Source organism: Saccharopolyspora sp. NPDC050389, assembly GCF_040655595.1.
In the GTDB taxonomy this organism is placed as follows: Bacteria; Actinomycetota; Actinomycetes; order Mycobacteriales; family Pseudonocardiaceae; genus Saccharopolyspora.
Map to the genome: position 1 here is coordinate 1 of NZ_JBFAKG010000025.1, position 19260 is coordinate 19260.

A 19260-nucleotide genomic window follows, 5' to 3' on the forward strand; every position below is an offset into this window, starting at 1 on the left:
CCGGAGGTCAAGCCCGGCCTTGCGGCCGCCCCTTCGGGGGTGAACGGCTTGACATCCGGCCCGCAGCCCCGGTTCGGCTTTCTATCGCGGGGATGGCCCGGTGTGGTCTGGCACATCGGCGTCTTGCGTTGCGGGGCGGCGGTTCCCGGCTTCGCTGGGACTGATGGGGTTCGGTTTCGAGTTGATCCGTTGCAGGGTTTCGTTCGTGGTCGGCTTTCGCTGGCACGTTGCCGGAGTCGTTGTGGGGCGGTCATTCATCGGGGGCTTTCGGCGTGTGGTGATCGCGTCGGGTTCGGGGGTGGGTCGTGCGTACTTTGGATCGCTATAGCGGGCCAAAGTGCTCACGAGCCACGGCGCAGCGGTCGATCACGGCCGGCAATGGGGGCGTTGCGGGTTCGGCGTGCTGGCTTGTGTTGACGTGGCGGGGTTTTCGTGGCAGGTGGTGGGTGTTTCACCTGATCAAGCGCCCTTAAAAAACGTGCGAACGCGTGTTCGAGTCAGGGATAATTGTGGCATGACGCCGTTGGTGAATGCCCAGGACTCGACCGCGGAGGCGATGCCCCTGCAGTCGGTGGTGTCATGCTCCGATGCCGAACTCACCGCCCGCATCCAAAGCTTGGAGACGGAGATGCGGGTGCTGATGTGGGAGCAGTTGCAGTACATCGCCGAAGCCGACCACCGGGGCATCCACGCCGAGACCGGCGCACGATCACTGCAAGTCTGGTTGCAAGGGCTGCTCAACATCGATGCTCGTGACGCGAAAACCCGGGTGACAGTGGCCCGCACTGTTGAGGACCGGCACACCCTGCACGGCGAGCTCATGCCCGCCGACCTGCCTCACACCGCTGCCGCTTTGTCCGAGGGTGCGATCGGGCTGGAACACGCACGCGTCATCGTCAACGGAATCCGCCGGTTGCCCGAATACGCCCGCTGCCACCAAGTCGGCGAGGTCGAAGCGACGCTCGCGGGGTATGCGCGCACGATGTCGCCGCGCGAGCTGGAGAAACTCGCCGAACGCATCCGCTACCTCCTCGACCAAGACGGCGCCTACGACGACGAAGAAACCCAACACGAAGCACGGGAACTCCACTACGCGACCACCCGGGACGGCATGACCGTCATCAAAGCGAGGCTGGACCGCGAAACCGGTGCGAAGTTCGCCGCGTTGATCGAGCCCCTCGCCGCGCCCCGTCCCGAGGTTGACGGGGAGAAAGACCCGCGCACCGTCGGGCAGCGGAATGCCGACGGATTCTCCGCGTTGCTGGATTTGACGTTGGATCACGACGGGATGCCGCGCACGGGTGGGCAGCGACCGCAGATGACCATCGCCATCGACTTCGACGACCTGAAGCGGAACTTGGGGTTCGTCGACGAGTACGGTATGCCTGGCACGTTGAACACCGAACGCGCCATCACCGCACAGAACGCCCGCCGCATCGCCTGCGACGCCGAAATCCTCCCGATGGTGCTTGGCGGTGACAGTCTTCCGCTGGATGTCGGCAGGGCTAAGCGAACCGCGCCCACGCACATTCGAGTCGCGTTGCTTCGACGTGATGGCGTGTGTGCCTTCCCCGGATGCGACCGGCCGCCGGGAACACCCGAAGCGCACCACGTCCAGCACTGGGTCGACGGCGGCGCAACCAACCTGGACAACATGGTCATGCTCTGCGGCCACCACCACCGCACACTCCACAACCAACGATGGGACATCACCATGCACAACGGACGACCCAAGTTCATCCCACCACCCACAGTGGACCCCAGACGAACACCCAGACCAGGCGGCACAGCACAACCCACCAGGCACCGCGAACACCTCCGGGACCTCATCCCCACACCACGGGACCCGGCGGGCGCACCATGATGCCCGAATGCGGATCAGGCGGGCGGTGGCACGCGGCCGCCCGACTGGCTTGCCGATTCTTGGCAGCGCGCCGGGCGCGGTGCGGTTGAGGAGGATCCGTTCGTGCATGAGAGCTCCGGGGGCAGGCTTCGCATACCGCTCGTCACTCACGTCGTGCTCCGGGCGCTAACGAACCACGTCGCCGCTGCCCATCACGCCCGACTTCTTCGAAAACAGCTTTCCTCGTGGCACAATTGAGCGCTTTCACGGGAGTCGTCTCAGCCTCGGTCCTCACGATGCGAAACTCCCGAACCGCGCCGCGACCATCCACCGGCGGTCACAGCGGCGTGCGCAAAGAATGGCATGGCCGGATCCGCGAACAGCAGCTGTCGGAGGGATGCGCATGGAGTGGACGAATGGTGCGGCGATCCGCAAATGGGCCGCGATGCCGGAGGCGGCGTTGGACCGGATGGAGCCGGACGGCGACTTTTGCCGCCGCCATTTGCTGAACGCTTCTTTGCTGCGGTTGCTGGGCCCGCTCGACGGCGTTCGGGTGCTCGACGCCGGTTGCGGTCACGGGTATCTCAGCCGGATGCTGGCCGATCGCGGGGCCGAGGTAGTCGGTGTCGAGCCCGCCCAGGCGCTCTACGACTACGCCGTCAAGAAAGAGGCGGCGCAGCCGCGCGGGATCCGTTACGTGCAGGCCGACCTGTGCGATCTGCCGGATCTCGGCGAGCCGTTCGGAGCGGTGGTTTCCAACGTCGTGCTGGCTTCCATTCCCGATTGGTTCGCTGCGATGCGAGCGTGCGTGGAGTCGCTCGCGCTTGGCGGCGTTTTCGTCTTCTCCATCAACCACCCGTGCTTCGAGCAGTTGGCACCGACCTGGCGGCAGCACGGTGAGTACCGCATCCGTGAGTACCTGAGCGAATACCCGATCGACCAGACCTACGCACCGGACTTCCATCGCACGCTGTCGACCTACCTCAACGAGCTGACGAGGCTCGGCTGCCGCTTGCGCGAGCTGGACGAGCCGGGGCTCGACCCGGCCGCCGCGTCACCCTCCGATGGCTCCGAGGCGTACATCGAGCTGCCGAACTTCCTCGTGGTCGCGGCAGAACGCCGCTGACGGGCCGATCAGTCGCGAAGTCTCCGGACGACGCCGTCCAATCCGGATCGGACGTCGTCCGGCAGCTCGTTGTCGAGGCCGTGGACGACTTCGTACCAGGGGCCGAGCCGATGCCACAGCAAGGCTCGGTCGTGGAGCTGTCGGGTCACCCCGTATTCCTCCGCGAGCGCGGTGGCGAACTCCGGTGGTGTTCCGTGCAGCGTCCACGCCAGGTCGATCGCGCCGTCGCCGACGTGCGCGTCCGAGAAGTCGATCACCCCGGACAGGCCGGTTCCCTGGCACAGCACATGTTCTGGGCCGAGATCGCCGTGGACCACGGTGTCGGTAGGAAACTCTCCGAAGGTGTCCAGCAGAGCGCGCGCCGCGCCACGGTGTTCGACGGGAACCAGCGGTAGTACGTCCGCCCGAAACCTCTCCACGATTTCGGCGAGCTCTCGGGCTGCCTCCTCGGGACCCTGCAGACCCCGGCGGACGGCCTCTGCTGGATCGACGGTGTGCAGCGCTCGCAGGAAGGCTCCCAACTGACGGCCGTGCTCGGCGGTGGGCTCGGAAATGGGTTCACCGACCACCAGTGCGTGCCGGACCACCAACGGTTCCGATGCCACGACGTGGGGCTCGGGCACGTCGAGCGGCAACTGCGGCGCGAGCCACGGCATCAACTCGGTTTCCATGCGCAGGCGATCAGCGACTTCCGCGCGCCGTGGCCGGCGTTCGATCCAGCGCCCGTCGATCAGCGTTGCCGCACTGTCCCAACCACCGTCGATGCTCACCGGTTCCGCCACGCCACTGTCCACCGTTCCAGTAGATCATGGGAATCCACCGATTATTTCCAGCGGCGGCCCGAGTCAATCCTCACGACAGCAGGACGGCGCCGCGGGAGCGGTCGCCAGAGGAAAGGGTTTCGAGCGTGGATACGACACCGACCGCGGGTCGGCGGGAGTGGATCGGGCTTGCGGTGCTCGCCTTTCCGACCCTGCTCCTGTCGTTAGACATGAGCGTGCTGCACCTCGCGGTGCCGCACCTAGCCACCGATCTGCGGCCCAGCAGCACCGAATTGCTGTGGATCATCGACAGCTACGGCTTCATGATCGCCGGGTTGCTGGTCACCATGGGCACGCTCGGCGACCGGATCGGGCGTCGGAAGCTCCTGATGATCGGCGGCGCCGGGTTCGGCATCGCGTCGATCGCGGCCGCGTTCGCGCCCAACCCCGCGATGCTGATCGCGGCGCGGGTGCTGCTGGGCGTCGCCGGGGCCACGCTGATGCCCTCGACGTTGGCGCTGATCAGCAACATGTTCCAGGACGCCCGGCAGCGCGGCACCGCCATCGCGGTCTGGATGAGCTGCTTCATGGGCGGCATGGTGATCGGGCCGGTCGTCGGCGGCGTGCTGCTGGAGAACTTCTGGTGGGGCTCGGTCTTCCTGATGGGCGTGCCGGTCATGGTCTTGCTGCTGGCGACCGCCCCGGCGCTGCTGCCCGAGTACCGCGATGAGAACGCGGGCCGGCTCGACCTCGTCAGCGTGGGACTGTCGCTGGGCACGATCCTGCCGATCGTCTACGCGCTCAAGGAACTCGCCAAGTACGGCCCGCAGGTGCCGAACATGATGGCGCTGGTCGTCGGGCTCGCTCTCGGCGTGGTCTTCGTGCGCCGTCAGCGGCGGATCGCGGAACCCATGCTGGACCTGCGGTTGTTCCGCGTGCGCACCTTCAGCGCCGCGCTGGGCATCGTGCTGGTCGGCGCGATCACCATGGGCGGCATCTTCATGCTGGTCAGTCAGTACTTCCAGCTGGTCGCCGGGTTGTCGGCGCTGGAGGCCGGTGTCCTGATGGTTCCGCAGGCCGGTGCCGTGGTCGTCGGGTCGCTGATCGCGCCGCGGTTGGCCAAGCGGTTCCGGCCGGAGTTCGTGCTCGGTTTCGGCATGCTCGTCGCGGCCGCCGGGATCCTGCTGTTCGCCCTGGTGGACGCCGGGAACGGGACCGTGCTGGTGACCGTCGGCATCGCGTGCGCGAGCTTCGGCATGGGCCCGCAGGGCGTGCTCTGCACCGAGATGGTGGTGAGCTCGGTGCCGCCGCAGAAGGCCGGCGCGGCGTCGGCGATGTCGGAGACCAGCGGTGAGTTCGGCATCGCGATGGGCATCGCGTTGTTCGGCAGCCTCGCCACCGCCGTCTATCGGGGCGTCGTCGTGTTTCCGCCGGAGGTGGCGCCCGGCATCGCGGCCGAGGCCGGGGACGGGATGGCCGGCGCGGTTACCGCGGCGGGGCGGCTGGCCGATCCGGAGAGCATCCTCGGACCGGCGCGGGAAGCCTTCACCAGCGGTTTCCAGGTGGTTTCCATCGTCAGCGCCACCATCGTCGCGCTGTTCGCGGTCATCGGCATGGCGCTGCTGCGCAAGCGCTCCGGGCCGGAGGCAGAACCGAAGGTCAGCGAACCGGAAGCCGCTGCCGTGTGAGGAGACTCAGTGGACCGCGACACGGTGGTCTTCCGCCAAGTCGCGGGCCCTGCCGAGCAGATCGTCGGCCAGCCGTGTGGGGACGAGGCCGAACCGTTCGTCGTAGGCCGCGACGACATCGGCTTCGAACTCGTCCAGGGACGCGCCGGGCGACTCGGCCGCCACGGACCCCACCGAGTCGTCGTCGAAGGGCAGCTCCAGGTGCCGGTAGACGGCGGTCAGCAACGGCCGCAGCACCTCGTCGTCGTCGAAGATCGCTACCGCGCTGAACAGCCAGGCGCCGCGCACCATCCGCTGCGCGGTGCCGACCAGCTTCACCCGGCCTCGCGCGTTCACGCTGTGCGCGCCCGGGCAGTACTCCCCCGGCACCGCCCCGACCTGCGCGCCGACGCCGTGCTTGCGCAGCACGTCTGCCCACAGTTCGGCGTAACCCACGAACCGCTCATCCATGCCCGCCAGGTAGCCGGGGTCGGGGCCGACGTGGTCGACCACCAGCGAACGCTCGGTGTAGGCCACCGCGCGGCCGCCGGGGGCGCGCAGGACCGGCGTGAACCCGGCGTCCCGCACGGCGCGGACGGCGTCGGGGAAGCCGGGCAGCAGGGTGTCTCGCCGGCCGAAGGCGACGACGCGGGTGTCCGGCCGGTACACCCGCACGGCCGGCCCCGACTCGCCGCCGCTGACGCGGCGCAACATCGCATGCGCGACCGCGACCTCCAGTGCCTGGTCCGAACCGACGCCGAGCGCGCCGCGAAAGAGCTCCACGCGCCGATTCTACTGGCCGGAAGTTCCCGGTCCGGCTACAGCGAGGTCGGGATGACCGGGTGCCGCTCGAAGAGGATCGTGCCGCGCACGATCGCTTCCTTGTAGAGCGCGGCCTTCCGGCCGGTCAGCACCGCTTCGCGCGGGCTGTCGTCGGCGTGCACGAACTGGATCAGCCCGTCGCGCCTGCCCAGGCTGATGCACTGGTTGAGGTAGCGGAACCGGATCGGCCGCGGCGCTCGCCCGGCCAGCCGGTCGGCGATCGCGCGGGCGGCGTGCTGCGCCGACGGCAGCCCGGTCGCGCACGCCATCCGCAGCTTCTGCCCGCTTCGCATGCGCACCGCCGCCGCATCGCCGATCCCGGTCACCTCCGGGTGCGAGACCGAACGCAGCATCTCGTCCACTACCAACCGACCGTGCTCGTCGACGGCGAAACCGGCCTCGCGAGCGAGCTCCGGCACCTTGAAACCGGCCGTCCACACCACGGTGTCGGCGCCGATGTGCTCGCCGTCGGCCAGCACCAGCCCGTCCGCGCGCACTTCGGAAACCCTGGCCTGCTCGAGAACTTCGACGCCGAGCCGGTCGAAGGTGCGCCGCAGGTAGTCGCGTCCGCGCCGGGAAAGCCCGGCACCGAGCTCTCCCCCGTTCACGAACCGGACCTTCAGCCCGGGGTGCGATTCGGCCAGCTCGGCGGCGGCTTCGATGCCGGTCAGCCCGCCGCCCACCACTGCGACGACAGCGCTGTCGGCGATGCGTTCCCGCAACCGCACGGCCTCGTCGCCGGTGGCCACGGTGTAGGCGTGCTCCCCGACGCCGGGCACCGATCCCATGTCGGCCACACTGCCCAGCGCGTAGATCAGCAGGTCGTACCGCACGGCACGATCCGAGTTCGCCAACCGCACGGCCTTTTCCTCGGCGTCGATCCCGGTCACCCGGTCGACGACCAGGTGCACGCCGGTGCCCGCGACCAGGTTGGCCAACGGCAGGTCCCGCAGCTGCTGCCCGGCTGCGAGCTGGTGCAGCCGCACCCGCTCGACGAACCGGTCATCGGCGTTGATCAACGTCACCTCGGCATCGGTCCACCGCGCCGCGAGCTTCGCGGCGGCCAACCCGGAGTAACCGGCCCCGACAACCACAACCTGTACCGCCATGATTCCGTCCTCCCAAGATCCGCGCTGCGATGCGCGAAGGAGGAACGGGACACCGGACCGAAGTGTGACATGCTGTGACCGACGTCACTTGGCCGCACAATCGCCGGTTCGCTTTATTCCCCTTATTCGCCAATGCGAGACGCAATTCCGGCGTTCGGGGTATTGGTTGCGGCGGTCGTGTTGTTCGGGTGGTGGAATCTTGATTCCGGGCGCGCGCCGCTTGTACGGTTCGGGTTCGCTTGTTCTCCTTGCGAATTGGAGGTCTCGTGATGGCCGCTCCTTCCGAATCCGCCCCCGCTCCCGCGCCGCCGAGCTGGACTCCGCCGCTGGTCGAGCAGTACGAGACGCGCCCCGAGGTCACCGCTTACGCGCACGACGGCAGTCGGTGACGCAGCCGCTCGCCGAATCCGAATTCCGGGAATCGCTGCAGCGGTTGGCGAAGCGTTACTGGGCGCACCACCCTTTTCACCTGCGGTTGCACGATGGCCGCTGCAGCGCCGCGGAAGTTCGGCTTTGGGTGGCCAACCGGTGGTACTACCAGCGGCATTTGCCGCAGAAGAACGCGGCCATCGTCGCGAACTGCCCGCTTCCCGAGGTGCGGCGGATCTGGGTCGAGCGGATCGCCTTCCAGGACGGGGCCGGCGACACCGACGGCGGCCTGCACGACTGGCTGGTGCTCGGCGAGGCCGTCGGCCTGCAGCGGGACGAGGTCGTCGACGAGCGCCACGTGCTGCCCGGTGTTAGGTTCGCCGTCGACGCCTATCTGGACTTCTGCCGCCGCAAACCGTGGATCGAGGGCGTGGCCGCGGCGTTGACGGAGATGTTCTCGCCCGGTCACATGGCCGACCGGATGGCGGCCTGGAAACGCCATTACGACTGGATCGAACCCGACGGCCTGGCCTACTTCGAGCGGCGGATCCCGGCCGCTCGCGCGGACAGTTCCGTGACGCTTCGAGTCGTGCTCGAACACTGCGCGACGCGCGAGCAGCAGGACGCCGCGATTCGGGCGTTGTCGTTCAAATGCGATGCGCTGTGGGCGATGTTGGACGCCATCGACTACAAAGGACAGTCATGGACGTGACCGCCGAAAGCCGCCCCGGGTTGCGGCGCGGGGTCCGGTTCGTCCGCGACCGGGTCCGCGGGAAGCATGCCTTGCTGTACCCGGAGGGCGTGCTGCTGCTCAACGACACCGCGGCCGACATCGTGCGCAGGTGCGATGCCAGTCGCACGGTCACCGAAATCGTCGGGGAGCTCGCAGCCGCGTACCAGGGCGCCACCGCCGAATCCGTGCTCGAACTGCTCGCGGACCTCGACCGGCGCCGGGTGCTGGGCGCGGAGCCCGTCGGCGTGGTGGAGTCCGGTCAGCAGTCGGCAGCGCCGCGGGCCGGGCTGCCCCTGGGGCTGCTGGCCGAGCTGACCTACCGATGCCCGTTGCAGTGCACTTACTGCTCGAACCCCTTGAACCTGGCCGACTACCGGGACGAGCTGGACACCGAGGCCTGGTTGCGCGTCATCGACCAGGCCCGGTCCATCGGTGTGCTGCAACTGCACCTCTCCGGCGGCGAGCCGGCGTTGCGCCGCGACCTGGTCGCCCTCGTCGCCGCCGCCCGCGAACGCGGCATGTACACGAACCTGGTCACCAGCGGGTTCTCCCTGCCGCAGCGGCGATTGCGCGACCTCGCCGCCGCGGGGCTCGACCACGTCCAGCTGTCGGTGCAGGATTCGGCCGCGACGTCCGCCGACGTCATCGCCGGGCGCCGCGCGCACGCCCGCAAGCTGGACGTCGCGCGCGGCATCGTGGAAGCCGGGCTGCCGATGACCGTCAACGCGGTGCTGCACCGCGGCAACATCGGGCGGCTGCTCGACATCGTCGAACTCGCCGTGGACTTCGGCGCGGAACGCGTGGAGCTGGCCAACACCCAGTTCTACGGCTGGGCACTGCGCAATCGCGCCGCGCTGATGCCCAGCCGCGAACAGGTCCAGCGCGCGGACGCGGACGCGGCGGTGGCCCGCGAGCGCTACGGCGACCGGTTGGAGATCGTGTACGTGGCGGCGGACTACTTCAGCCCGCGCCCCAAGCCGTGCAACTACGGCTGGGGAAACCGGCAGCTGGCGGTGGCGCCCAACGGCGATGCGCTCCCCTGCCCCGCCGCCGCGCAGCTGCCCGAACTGGGCGTGCCGTCGGTGCGCGATTCGGCGCTGGATTCGATCTGGTTCGATTCGGCGGCGTTCAACCGCTTCCGCGGCACCGAGTGGATGCCGGATCCCTGCCGCAGCTGCGCGCTGAAGGACGTCGACTTCGGCGGCTGCCGGTGCCAGGCGTACCAGCTGGTGGGCGACGCGGCGGCCACCGATCCGGCCTGCTCGCTGTCCGAGCACCACGAACTGATCCGCGTCGAGCCCGAGCCGCGGCCCGCCGTGCCGAGGCGGATGTGATGCGGGTCCGCGTCCTCGGCACCGCTGCGGGTGGCGGCCTTCCACAGTGGAACTGCGGGTGCGCCAGCTGCTGCCGGGCCGCGGAACTCGGCGTGCGGCGCAGCCAGGACTGCCTGGCGATCAGCGGCGACGGAACCTCCTGGTACCTGGTGAACGCCTCGCCCGACCTGCGCACCCAGCTGCTGGACAGCCCCGAACTCCGGCCGGCACCGGGCACCCGGCGCACGCCCGTCGAGGGCGTCCTGCTCACCAGCGCCGAGCTGGACCACACCCTCGGCCTGCTCACCCTGCGCGAAGCCGCCCGGCTCCCGGTCTACGCGACCACCGCCGTGCATCAGGCGCTTCGGCAGGCCTTTCCGATCACCGAAGTCATCGGCAACTACACGGAGGTTCGGCCGGAAGTCATCTCCGATCGCCAGCCGCTGGCCGGCGGGCTCGCGGTCGAGGCCGTCGGCGTCAGCGACAAGCGTCCCCGCTACGCCCGCGAGCTGCCCGGGACCGACTGGGCCGTCGCCTACCGGTTCACCGGCTCGGGCCGCAGCCTGGTTTACGCGCCGTGCCTGCCCGCCTGGAACGACGCATTCGAGCGGATCATCGACGGCGCCGACGTCGTGCTCCTGGACGGCACCTTCTACACCGAGGACGAGCTGACGCCCGCGTCCGGCAGCGATCGTCCCGCGCGCAGCATGGGGCACCTGCCGATCCGGGCCGCCCTGCCGGAGATCGCCCGCCACCCGGCGACGCGGTTCCTGTTCACCCACCTCAACAACACCAACCCGCTGGCCCACCCCGACGCCCCGGAGCTCGCCGGCGTGCACGAGGCCGGCGCGGAGATCGCCGCCGAAGGCCAGCTGCTGGTGCTGGACTGACGACCTCGATTTTCGCCGACACCGGGAATCGGGTATCAGGGAAGGATGAACGACGAGCCGCCCACCGCGGACGAGCTTGCGGCGCTCGACGAGCTCGGCGCCAAGGGCCGCTGGCGGCTGGCCAGGCGGGATCTCGCGCTGACCAACCTCGACAAGGTGCTGTTCCCCGGCCGCGACGGCGAGGCGCCGGTGACCAAGCGCGACCTGATCCGCTACCACGCGCTGATCGGCCCGGTGATGCTGCCGTACCTCGCCGACCGACCGCTGAACTCGCACCGCTTCCCGAACGGCGTGGACGAACCCGGCTTCTGGCACAAGGAGGTCCCGAGCCACGCGCCCGACTGGCTCCGCCGCTGGCGCTACGAGGACGCCGAGGCGGGCGACACGCAGTGGTACCTCGTGCCGGACAGCGTTCCCGCGCTCGCCTGGCTGGCCAACTACGCGGCGCTGGAGCTGCACGCGTGGACCTCGCGCGTGTCCGACGTCCACCACCCGACCTGGGCACTGTTCGACATCGATCCCGGCAGCCGGACGACCTTCGAGGAGGTGCTCGTCCTCGCCCGCCTGCACCGGACCGCGATGGAGCACCTCGGCGTCGAGGCCCGGCCGAAGGTGACCGGGCAGCGCGGCATCCAGATCTGGGTGCCGGTCGAACCGCGCTACACCTACGCGGAAACCCGGGCCTGGGTGGAGAAGGTGTCCAAGGCCGTCGGCGGCACCGTCCCCGAGCTGGTCAGCTGGGCGTGGACGAAGCAAGACCGCCGCGGCCTGGCCCGGCTGGACTACACCCAGAACGTCATCAACAAGACCCTCGTCGCTCCCTACAGCGCCCGCCCGCGACCGGGCGCGCCGGTGTCCGTGCCGCTGGAGTGGGACGAGCTCGACGACCCGGACCTGGCCCCAGACCGGTGGACGATCCGCACCGTCTTGGACCGGGTCGCGGCAGTCGGCGACCCCTTCGCCGCACTCCTCGGCGTCGAGCAGCGGCTGCCGCCGGTCTGAGCCGCGTCAGCGGGCCGCCGCGACCTCCAGGGCGGCCGGCTCGTGCAGGGTTCGCCCGAGCAGCCACGCGATAACCGGGAACACCAGCAGCGTCGTCAGCGCCGTTTGCAGGGACGTCGCCTCGGCGATCGCGCCGAGCACCGGCGTGGCGATGCCTCCGACGCTCACCGCCAGGCCGAGCGTCACGCCGCTGGCGGTGCCGACCCGGTTCGGCAGGTAGTCCTGTCCCAGCGTGACGTGCAGCGAGAACGGGATGTACAGCAGGACCGCGGCGAGCGCCACGAAGACGTACACGCTGACACCGGGCGCGTAGACCACGCCGGCCACCGCTGGGATGGACGCCGCGTACGACAGCCGCAGCGCCCGGATGCGGCCCCATGTCGTGGCCAGCTTGCCACCGAGCACGGTGCCCGCCGCTCCGCCGGCGAACAGCACGAACAACGCCGCGGCGCCTGCGGTTTCGCCGCCGCCCACGCGTTGCTGCACCCACAGCGCGACGAACGCGCTCAGTCCGATGTAGACGATCGACCGGGCGATGACGATCGCGGTCAGACGCAGGAAGACCGGCCAGTCGTCGCGGCCCCGGTCGGCCTTGGCGCCGCCGGTCGCGGCGGAGCCGGCGATCAGCGAGCGGAGCACGGCGGTGGTCACCAGCCCGCCGAGCAGGGCCGGGATGATCAGCCACGGCGAGGCGGACAGGCCGCCCGCGGCCAGGATCGGGGTCACCACGATCGGCGCGAGCGCGAAACCGATGTTGCCGCCGAGGGAGAACCAGCTCATCGCCAGGTGGTTGCCGCCGGAAGCGGCGCGCGCGAGCCGGGCCGACTCCGGGTGGTAGGCCGCCACGCCCAGCCCGGACAGCGCGACCGCCAGCCACGTCAGCACGTAGGAGTCGCCGACGCCGCACAGCGCCACGCCGAGCCCCGCGGTCACCATGCTCACCGGGATCAGCCACGGCATCCGCACGCGGTCGGTGAGCGCGCCGAAAATCGGTTGCACGACGGACGAAAGCAACGTCGCCGCCAGCACGATGCCGGACACCGCGACGTAGCCGTATTGCCGCTCCAGCACCAGGAACGGGACGATGGCCGGCACCGCTCCCTGGTAGATGTCCACGCCTGCGTGCCCGACGGCCAGCAGACCAACAGATCGAGTTCTTTCCTGCGTCACCGTGCGATCGTCCGGCAAGCGGCAGCTGTCCCGCTTTCGATAAACTGCCATGTTGTGTCGAAAATCCGCCACACGCCGAGAGCGCCCACCGCGCTGCGGCTCCTGCCGTCCGGTTCCGGGGTCGATGCGCACCGGCACGACGACCACCAGATCGTCTACGCCGGGCGCGGCGTCCTGTCGGTGACCACCGACGCGGGCAGCTGGATCGCACCCGGCACCCGTGCGGTGTGGGTTCCGGCGGGCACGGTGCACGAGCATCGTGCGTACGGCGAAACCGACCTCCACACCGTCGGCCTGCCCACGACCGACAACCCGCTGGGGCTGACCTCGCCCGCGGTGCTGGCCGTCGGCCCGCTGCTGCGCGAGCTGATCCTCGCCTACACCCAGGAGAACGACTACGACGCGGCCGAGCGGGACCGGTTGCGCTCGGTGCTGTTGGATCAGCTCTGCCGGGCCCCGCAGCAGCCGATCCGCCTGCCCACCGCGCGCGACCCGCGGCTCGCCGCGGCATGCGCGATCCTCGCGGGAGATCCCGCCGATCAGCGCACGCTGGCCGCGCTGGGCGCGCAGGTCGGCGCCAGCGAGCGCACGCTCAGCCGCCTGTTCCGGGCCGAGATGCGGATGACCTTCCCGCAGTGGCGGACGCAGCTGCGGCTTTACCACGCGCTGCGGCTGCTGGCCGAAGGCGACGCCGTCACCACGGTGGCGCACCGGACAGGCTGGGCGTCCACGAGCGCGTTCATCGAGGTGTTCCGCCGCACCTTCGGCCACACGCCGGGCGATCAGCGCAACCGCTGAGTCATTCGGGCAGCCGGGCGCCCTGTCGGTTGAGCTCGGCCCGCACCGCCGCGGTGCCGACGTCGCCGCCGGCGGTGGTGAAGGCCGCCGCTACACCGGCCGCATGCCCGGTGGCGAACGCGGTGCCCATCGCGCGCAACGACGCACCCGCGCCGCGGTCGCCGTCCACGGTGCGACCGGCGGCGAAGAGGTTCGGCGTGTCCCGGCTGTGCAGGACGTCCAGCGGAATTCCGTAGAAACCGGGATCGCCGATGAACTTCCACTCCGACGGGATGCCCGGGCCCGGGTGGTACTCGATCGGCCAGGCGCCGATCGCCACCGCGTCGTCGACCGGGCCGGGCTGGAGCACTTCCTTCTCCGTGAACCGGTACCGGCCGACGAGGTGCCGGGACTCCCGGGTGCCCATCTCCGGCCCGGTGCTGACGATGTACGCGCCGCCGCAGCCGGGCAGCGAGCGGACCACCTGCAGGTACGCCTGCGCCTGCCGGCGGGCGCCGATCTCGGCGCGAGTGGTGTCCGCCGCACTGCGCGCGTCGTAGCCCTCGTCGGCGAGATAGGTGATGAGGTCGCCGGAGATCGGCATCCGCGCGATGAGCCCGCTCTCCGCGGTCAGGTCGGGCGCGCCGGCCTTCTTCGCCGCGCGCACCGCGACACCGATGGCGTCCTTGGTGATCTCGGTGTCCGCCGGGATGCCGCCGAAGCGCACCCCGAGCGTGCCGTTCTGCACCCAGCCGTCGTTGCCGTAGCGGACCTCCGCCCCGGCGTGGTGGGCCAGGTCGGCCTCGCCGGTGGCGTCCACGAAGGCCTTCGCGGTGAAGTCGTGGATCCCGGAGTGGTCGGCGACGCGCACCGCGGTGACCCGGTCACCGTCGCGGTCGGCGCCCAGCACGTGGGTGTGCAGCAGGACGTCGACCCCGGCCTGCGCGCACAGCTCGTCGGCGACGCGCTTGACGCTCTCGGGATCGAAAACCGCTGCCACCGCCGTGAACCTGGTCGGCTCGCTGATCGCGCCCATCTCGCGCAGCGCGGTCACCACCTCGCCGGCGACGCCGAAGACGGCCTGCCGCTTGTCGTCGCGCGTGTAGAGACCGCAGTAGGTCACGACGTTGCGGAGGGTCGCCGCGCCGCCCAGGCACGGTCCGCGCTCGATCAGCAGGGTCCGGGCACCGGCGCGGCTGGCCCCGATCGCGGCGGCCACCCCGCCGGATCCGCCGCCGGCCACGATCACGTCGTAGTGCTGGGTCACGTTCGCTCCACTTTCCTTGTCAAGCAACAGCTTTGGCGGTATCGCCGGCCTTGTCGGCGGCCGGCGGGGCGGCGCCGTGCTCCCGCACCCCGAGCATCAGCAGCATGCCGAGCAGCGGCCCGGCGGCCAGCGTCACGAAGGCCAGGAAGAACGATCCGGTCGCCTGGAAGACGACGCCGAGCACCACCGGCACGATCGTGCTGCCGAGCTGCCAGAACGCGTTGGTGGCGCCAGCCGCCGAACCAGCCAGCCGCACCCCGGAGAGGTTCGGGATGAGCGCGACCATCAGCGGGCTGTAGACGTAGGCCGCGATGCCGAGGAACGGCGCGATCCACATGAACGCGGTCAGGTTGGTCGCTGTGCCGAACAGCAACAGGGTGACCACGAAAGCGCCGAGCACGACGATCGTCAGCATCTTGCGCTTGCCGCCGAATACGTCGCTGATCACCCCGATGAGCGGCTTGGCCACCACCGCGGCGATGCCGAAGATCGCGACGACCGCGCCGGCCTGCACCGGGGAGACGTGACTGCCCTTGATCATCAGGGCGTTGGACCAGGTGATGAACCCGTAGGTGCCCCAGAGCCCGCCGAACCCGGCCAGCCCGAGCAGGAAGAGGTCCCGGTTGCGCAGCAGCGAGCCCAGCTTCGGCACCTCCCGCGCCGAGCTGTCGGCGGTCTCGGATCCGTTGCGCAGGAAGAAGAAGCACAGCACCGCGACCACCATCGAGGCCGCGCCGAACACGTGGTACGAGGTCTGCCAGCCGGAGGACTCGATGAGGCTCGGCACGATCGCGTTCGCGATCACCGTGCCCAGCGAGGTGGCCGTCATGAAGATGCCCATCGCAAAGCCGCGGTCCTTGGCCGGGAACCACTGCGAGATCAGCTTCACCCCGGCCGAGTAGTCGCACCCGGCGAACACACCGATGCAGGCCTGGAACGTGATGCCCATCGCCACCGAGGTGGTCTCGCCGAACAGGATCATGAACCCGCCGGCCACGAACAGGGTGCACGCGATGACCATCCGCCCGCCGAGCCAGTCGGTGAGGATGCCGCCGCCGGCGTTGGAGATGACGTAGCCGACGTAGTAGCCGGTGGCGAAGACGCCCAGCCCGGCCAACGAGACCCCCAGGTGCTCGCCGACCGAGACCGACGCAGGTCCCCACGTGGAGCGGTCCACCGCAGTCATGGTGAACGCCGCCCAGGACAACAGGAGCACGACCCACCGGTACGGGTGGCGCACTCCGCTGGCGGTCGGGATGGGACTCATCGTTGAGCGCTCGCTTTCTGCGATCCGGTTGCGACGTCCTGCTCACGAGGCAGAGGTTCGCCCGCCGAGGCTGGCGCGCCGCACTGCCACCGACGAGGATTCCAGATAGGACGTGCGACATCGGGAAGTACACCGTCTTGACAGCGTGACGTCCAATACCACCTAATCAGATAGGCCATGCTTCGCAGGCATGACTACTGCGTGGAGGTGAAATGGAACTGCGCCATCTGCGGTACTTCGTCGCCGTCGCGGGCGAGCGCTCGATGTCCCGCGCCGCGGAACGCCTGCACCTGACGCAACCATCGCTGAGCAGGCAACTGCGCCAGCTCGAACGCGATGTGGGCGTCACGCTGTTCGAGCGCACGCCGACCGGCACGACCCTGACCGCGGCGGGTGTCGCCCTGCACCAGCACGCGCTGCTCCTGCTGCGCCTGGCCGATGCGAGCCGCGACGCGGCGCATTCGGCGAGCGAGCGCACCCGCGAGGTGGTCGACATCGGCATCCCGCCGGGGCTGGCCGCCGACTGGGTCCTCGAGACGCTGGCGGCGCTGCGCGCCGAGATCCCGCACGCGTCGGTGACGCTCACCGAGGCGAGCAGCACCGACCAGCTGCGCATGGTCCGGGAGGGGCGGCTCGACCTCGGCCTGGTGCACGAGCGGCCGCTTTCGCTGCGCGGCAACCGGCTTTTCGACCACGCCTTCGGGATCGCGGTGCGCGCCGGGCACCGACTGGCGGGGCGGGACACCTGCCGCGTCCGGGATCTCGACAACCTCCGGCTCCTGGCGCACGGCCGCGAGCAGGTGCCGGTCGCGCACGACCGGCTGATCGTCGCCGCGCACGACGCGGGCGCCGTGCCGCTGTGGCGGTTCGCGCAGTTCTCCGAGCACGCGCTGGCCTGCGCCGAGGCGACCGAGGCCGAGGCGGTGCTGCTCACCGAGCATTCCGCCCGCCGGCTGCTGCCGGGCTGGCCGTGGGTGCCGCTGGTCGATCCGCCGCTCGAACTGACCACCTGGGTGGTGTGGCAGGCGAGCACCCGCCCAGTCGTCGAGCAGGTGGCCAGGTTGATCTCGAGCCGCGCGAGTCGCCCGGACGAGTGATCAAGCTGGCGCTGCCGATGGGCGGCCGGTTGGCTGCTGATCATGCGAACCCGAACCTCATCGGCAGTGCTCGCCGCTGCCGCCGCGCTGTTCCTCGTTCCGGCGGCATTCCCCGCCGCGGCAGCGGAATCCGATTCGGCCCGGCTGCTGGGCACCTACGTGGTGCCGCACGACCTGCAGGTGGACGGCACCCCGGTCGGCGGGCTGTCCTCTGTCGACTACGACCGCCGCAGCGGGGACTTCGTCTTCGTCAGCGACGACTGGTCGGACTACGCCCCGGCCCGCTACTACCGGGCCAACGTCGCCGTGACCGAGGACGGCGTCGACGACGTGACGTTCACCGGCGCCAAGGTGTTCCGCCGCCCGGGCGGCACCACCTACCCGACCATCGACACCTGGCGCGAAGAACAGCACCGGACGCCGCGCGCCCTGCGGAACATCATGGGCACCGTGGATCCGGAGGAACTGCGGGTCGACCCGCTCTCCGGCGACGTCGCCTGGACCAACGAAGGGCAGCGCAACGTCCCGGCCGACGGCTCGGCCCGGGGAACGGTGCTGCTCGACCCGGCGCTGCGGATCTCGCACCGCGACGGCTGGTACGTGCGAGACCTGCCGACCGCGCCGAACGAGAAGATGACGATGGGCGAAGCGGGCCCGCGCGTCAACGAGACCTTCGAGGGCCTGGCCTACACCGCCGACGGCATGCGGCTCGTCTCCGCGCTGGAAGGCCCGCTGGAGCAGGACGGGCCGGCGGCCAACGCCGACCACGGCGCCTTCAGCCGGATCACGGTGCACGACCGGGCGGGCCGCCCGATCGCTCAGTACGCCTACCCGGTGGAGCCGCTGTTCGCGCAGCCGCAGCCGCCGAACGACTGGAACACCAACGGAATCTCCTCGCTGCTCGCCGACGAGCAGCCGGGCCGCTTCCTCGCGCTGGAGCGCGGCTACGCCAGCGGGGTCGGCACGAAGGGCCGCATCTTCGAGTTCAGCACCGACGGCGCCGACGACGTGATCGACCGGCACTCGCTGGCCGACGGCGGATTCCGCGCCGTGCAGAAGAAGCTGGTGGTCGACCTCGACGAGATCGGGCTGCCCTACACCGACAACGTGGAGGGCATCAGCTGGGGGCCGCGCCTGCCCACCGGCGAGCGGGTGCTCCTGGTGGTCAGCGACAACAACTTCTCGGCCCGGCAGCAGACCCAGCTGATCGCCATCGCCGTCCCCTGACCGGACTCACGACCTCAGGTGCTCGGCGAAGAAGTCCTCGATCCGCCGCCAGGCGTCGGCGGCGGATTCCGGGTGCGGGCCGGTGCCGGAGATCCGCAGCAGCGGACGCAGGATTCTCGGAGCGTTCTCGGCGTCGTTGAGGAACGAATGGCCCGCCTCCGGGTATTCCTTGACGTCGTGCGGGATTCCGGCCCGTTCGAGGGCCGCGTCGAGCTTCGCCGCGGCACCTTTCAACATGCCGTCCCGGCCGCCGTAGCTGCCGACGACCGGGCACGCCTCGGCGAGCGCGCGGTCGATGTCCTTGGGCAGCTGGCCGTAGTTCGCCGAGGCCGCGTCGTAGATGCCGCGGCCTGCGGCGACGAGCGCGAAGGCACCGCCCATGCAGAAGCCGATGAGGCCGACCTTGCCGGTGCAGTCCGGCCGGTCGGCCAGTTCGGTGCGGGCCGCCTCCAGGTCGGCGTAGGCGCGGCCGCGACCGGACAGCGCGGCGCGCATCGTCGGGACCAGGCAGCGCCGGGTGCCGCCGTCGGTGAACAGGTCCGGCAGCAGCGCCAGGTAGCCGGCCTCGGCCATGCGCTCGGTCTGCCGCAGCATGACGTCGTCGACGCCGAACGCCTCGTGGACGACGACCACGCCTGGCCACGGGCCGGGCGTGGTCGGCGTCGCGAGGTGACCGGTCAGCTTCCGGGAACCGCCGAGGGCGGTGCTGCGCCGGGTGAGGTCGATGGCAGTGGGTGCGGGCACGGAGTCCTCCGGGAATCTGCGGTGCGCTGCCTGATCAACACGACGATACGGCGGATTTCGCCCCGCCCCTACCCGG

Annotated in this window: 17 protein-coding genes; 10 read left to right on the forward strand and 7 right to left on the reverse strand. The window is 70.2% G+C overall.

The features are described from left to right. The first annotated feature begins 337 nt into the window (after window positions 1-337). Together AB0I53_RS18120 and AB0I53_RS18125 are read left to right on the forward strand one after the other, a co-directional pair. Complete coding sequence (locus tag AB0I53_RS18120) at window positions 338-1864, forward strand: DUF222 domain-containing protein (protein ID WP_358603721.1); 1527 nt, start codon at window positions 338-340, stop codon at window positions 1862-1864. A 448-nt stretch (window positions 1865-2312) separates the two neighbouring features. Further along, a complete protein-coding gene (locus AB0I53_RS18125; RefSeq protein WP_358603996.1) occupies window positions 2313-2969 on the forward strand; it encodes a class I SAM-dependent methyltransferase in 657 nt (218 codons plus the stop codon). Window positions 2970-2977: 8 nt separating this feature from the next. Here AB0I53_RS18125 and AB0I53_RS18130 read toward each other — a convergent pair whose 3' ends face one another. Continuing rightward, window positions 2978-3763 (reverse strand): phosphotransferase, encoded by a 786-nt coding sequence (locus AB0I53_RS18130; RefSeq protein WP_358603724.1) that lies wholly within the window; start codon window positions 3761-3763, stop codon window positions 2978-2980. Between the two features lie 113 nt (window positions 3764-3876). Between AB0I53_RS18130 and AB0I53_RS18135 the strand changes: the two genes are divergently transcribed. Next, window positions 3877-5418, forward strand: a complete 1542-nt coding sequence (locus AB0I53_RS18135) for an MFS transporter (RefSeq protein ID WP_358603727.1) — start codon at window positions 3877-3879, stop codon at window positions 5416-5418. A gap of 6 nt (window positions 5419-5424) precedes the next feature. Here the strand turns inward: AB0I53_RS18135 and AB0I53_RS18140 are convergent, their stop codons facing one another. Then, complete coding sequence (locus tag AB0I53_RS18140; protein ID WP_358603730.1) at window positions 5425-6180, reverse strand: lipoate--protein ligase family protein; 756 nt, start codon at window positions 6178-6180, stop codon at window positions 5425-5427. A 35-nt stretch (window positions 6181-6215) separates the two neighbouring features. Next, window positions 6216-7328, reverse strand: a complete 1113-nt coding sequence (locus AB0I53_RS18145; protein ID WP_358603733.1) for an FAD-dependent oxidoreductase — start codon at window positions 7326-7328, stop codon at window positions 6216-6218. 385 nt (window positions 7329-7713) lie between these two features. Between AB0I53_RS18145 and pqqC the strand changes: the two genes are divergently transcribed. The 4 genes from pqqC to ligD are packed head-to-tail and all read left to right on the forward strand — an operon-like array spanning window position 7714 to window position 11635. Then, complete coding sequence (gene pqqC / locus AB0I53_RS18150) at window positions 7714-8409, forward strand: pyrroloquinoline-quinone synthase PqqC (protein ID WP_358603736.1); 696 nt, start codon at window positions 7714-7716, stop codon at window positions 8407-8409. Then, complete coding sequence (pqqE, locus tag AB0I53_RS18155) at window positions 8400-9764, forward strand: pyrroloquinoline quinone biosynthesis protein PqqE (protein WP_358603738.1); 1365 nt, start codon at window positions 8400-8402, stop codon at window positions 9762-9764. Before pqqC ends, pqqE begins: the two co-directional genes overlap by 10 nt. After that, window positions 9764-10633 (forward strand): pyrroloquinoline quinone biosynthesis protein PqqB, encoded by an 870-nt coding sequence (pqqB, locus tag AB0I53_RS18160; protein WP_358603741.1) that lies wholly within the window; start codon window positions 9764-9766, stop codon window positions 10631-10633. The genes pqqE and pqqB overlap by 1 nt, the downstream gene beginning before the upstream one ends. Before the next feature lie 45 nt (window positions 10634-10678). Beyond that, window positions 10679-11635: a non-homologous end-joining DNA ligase gene (gene ligD / locus AB0I53_RS18165; protein ID WP_358603744.1), complete on the forward strand. Its 957-nt coding sequence runs from the start codon at window positions 10679-10681 to the stop codon at window positions 11633-11635. A 6-nt stretch (window positions 11636-11641) separates the two neighbouring features. Here ligD and AB0I53_RS18170 read toward each other — a convergent pair whose 3' ends face one another. Further along, window positions 11642-12805 carry an MFS transporter gene (locus AB0I53_RS18170; protein ID WP_358603747.1) on the reverse strand — a complete coding sequence of 388 codons (1164 nt, stop codon included), beginning with the start codon at window positions 12803-12805 and terminating at the stop codon, window positions 11642-11644. Window positions 12806-12859: 54 nt separating this feature from the next. On the opposite strand from AB0I53_RS18170, the gene AB0I53_RS18175 reads away from it, so the two are divergent. Further along, a complete protein-coding gene (locus AB0I53_RS18175) occupies window positions 12860-13603 on the forward strand; it encodes a helix-turn-helix transcriptional regulator (RefSeq protein ID WP_358603750.1) in 744 nt (247 codons plus the stop codon). A 1-nt stretch (window position 13604) separates the two neighbouring features. Here the strand turns inward: AB0I53_RS18175 and AB0I53_RS18180 are convergent, their stop codons facing one another. Further along, complete coding sequence (locus tag AB0I53_RS18180; protein ID WP_358603753.1) at window positions 13605-14849, reverse strand: FAD-dependent oxidoreductase; 1245 nt, start codon at window positions 14847-14849, stop codon at window positions 13605-13607. Between the two features lie 19 nt (window positions 14850-14868). After that, a complete protein-coding gene (locus AB0I53_RS18185; protein WP_358603755.1) occupies window positions 14869-16116 on the reverse strand; it encodes an MFS transporter in 1248 nt (415 codons plus the stop codon). A gap of 212 nt (window positions 16117-16328) precedes the next feature. Here AB0I53_RS18185 and AB0I53_RS18190 point away from each other — a divergent pair, with 212 nt between their 5' ends. Together AB0I53_RS18190 and AB0I53_RS18195 are read left to right on the forward strand one after the other, a co-directional pair. After that, window positions 16329-17213, forward strand: a complete 885-nt coding sequence (locus AB0I53_RS18190) for a LysR family transcriptional regulator (protein WP_358603758.1) — start codon at window positions 16329-16331, stop codon at window positions 17211-17213. 42 nt (window positions 17214-17255) lie between these two features. Beyond that, window positions 17256-18440: an esterase-like activity of phytase family protein gene (locus AB0I53_RS18195; RefSeq protein WP_358603761.1), complete on the forward strand. Its 1185-nt coding sequence runs from the start codon at window positions 17256-17258 to the stop codon at window positions 18438-18440. 6 nt (window positions 18441-18446) lie between these two features. On the opposite strand, the gene AB0I53_RS18200 is transcribed toward AB0I53_RS18195, so the two are convergent. Beyond that, window positions 18447-19184 carry a dienelactone hydrolase family protein gene (locus AB0I53_RS18200; RefSeq protein ID WP_358603764.1) on the reverse strand — a complete coding sequence of 246 codons (738 nt, stop codon included), beginning with the start codon at window positions 19182-19184 and terminating at the stop codon, window positions 18447-18449. Window positions 19185-19260: the final 76 nt, after the last annotated feature.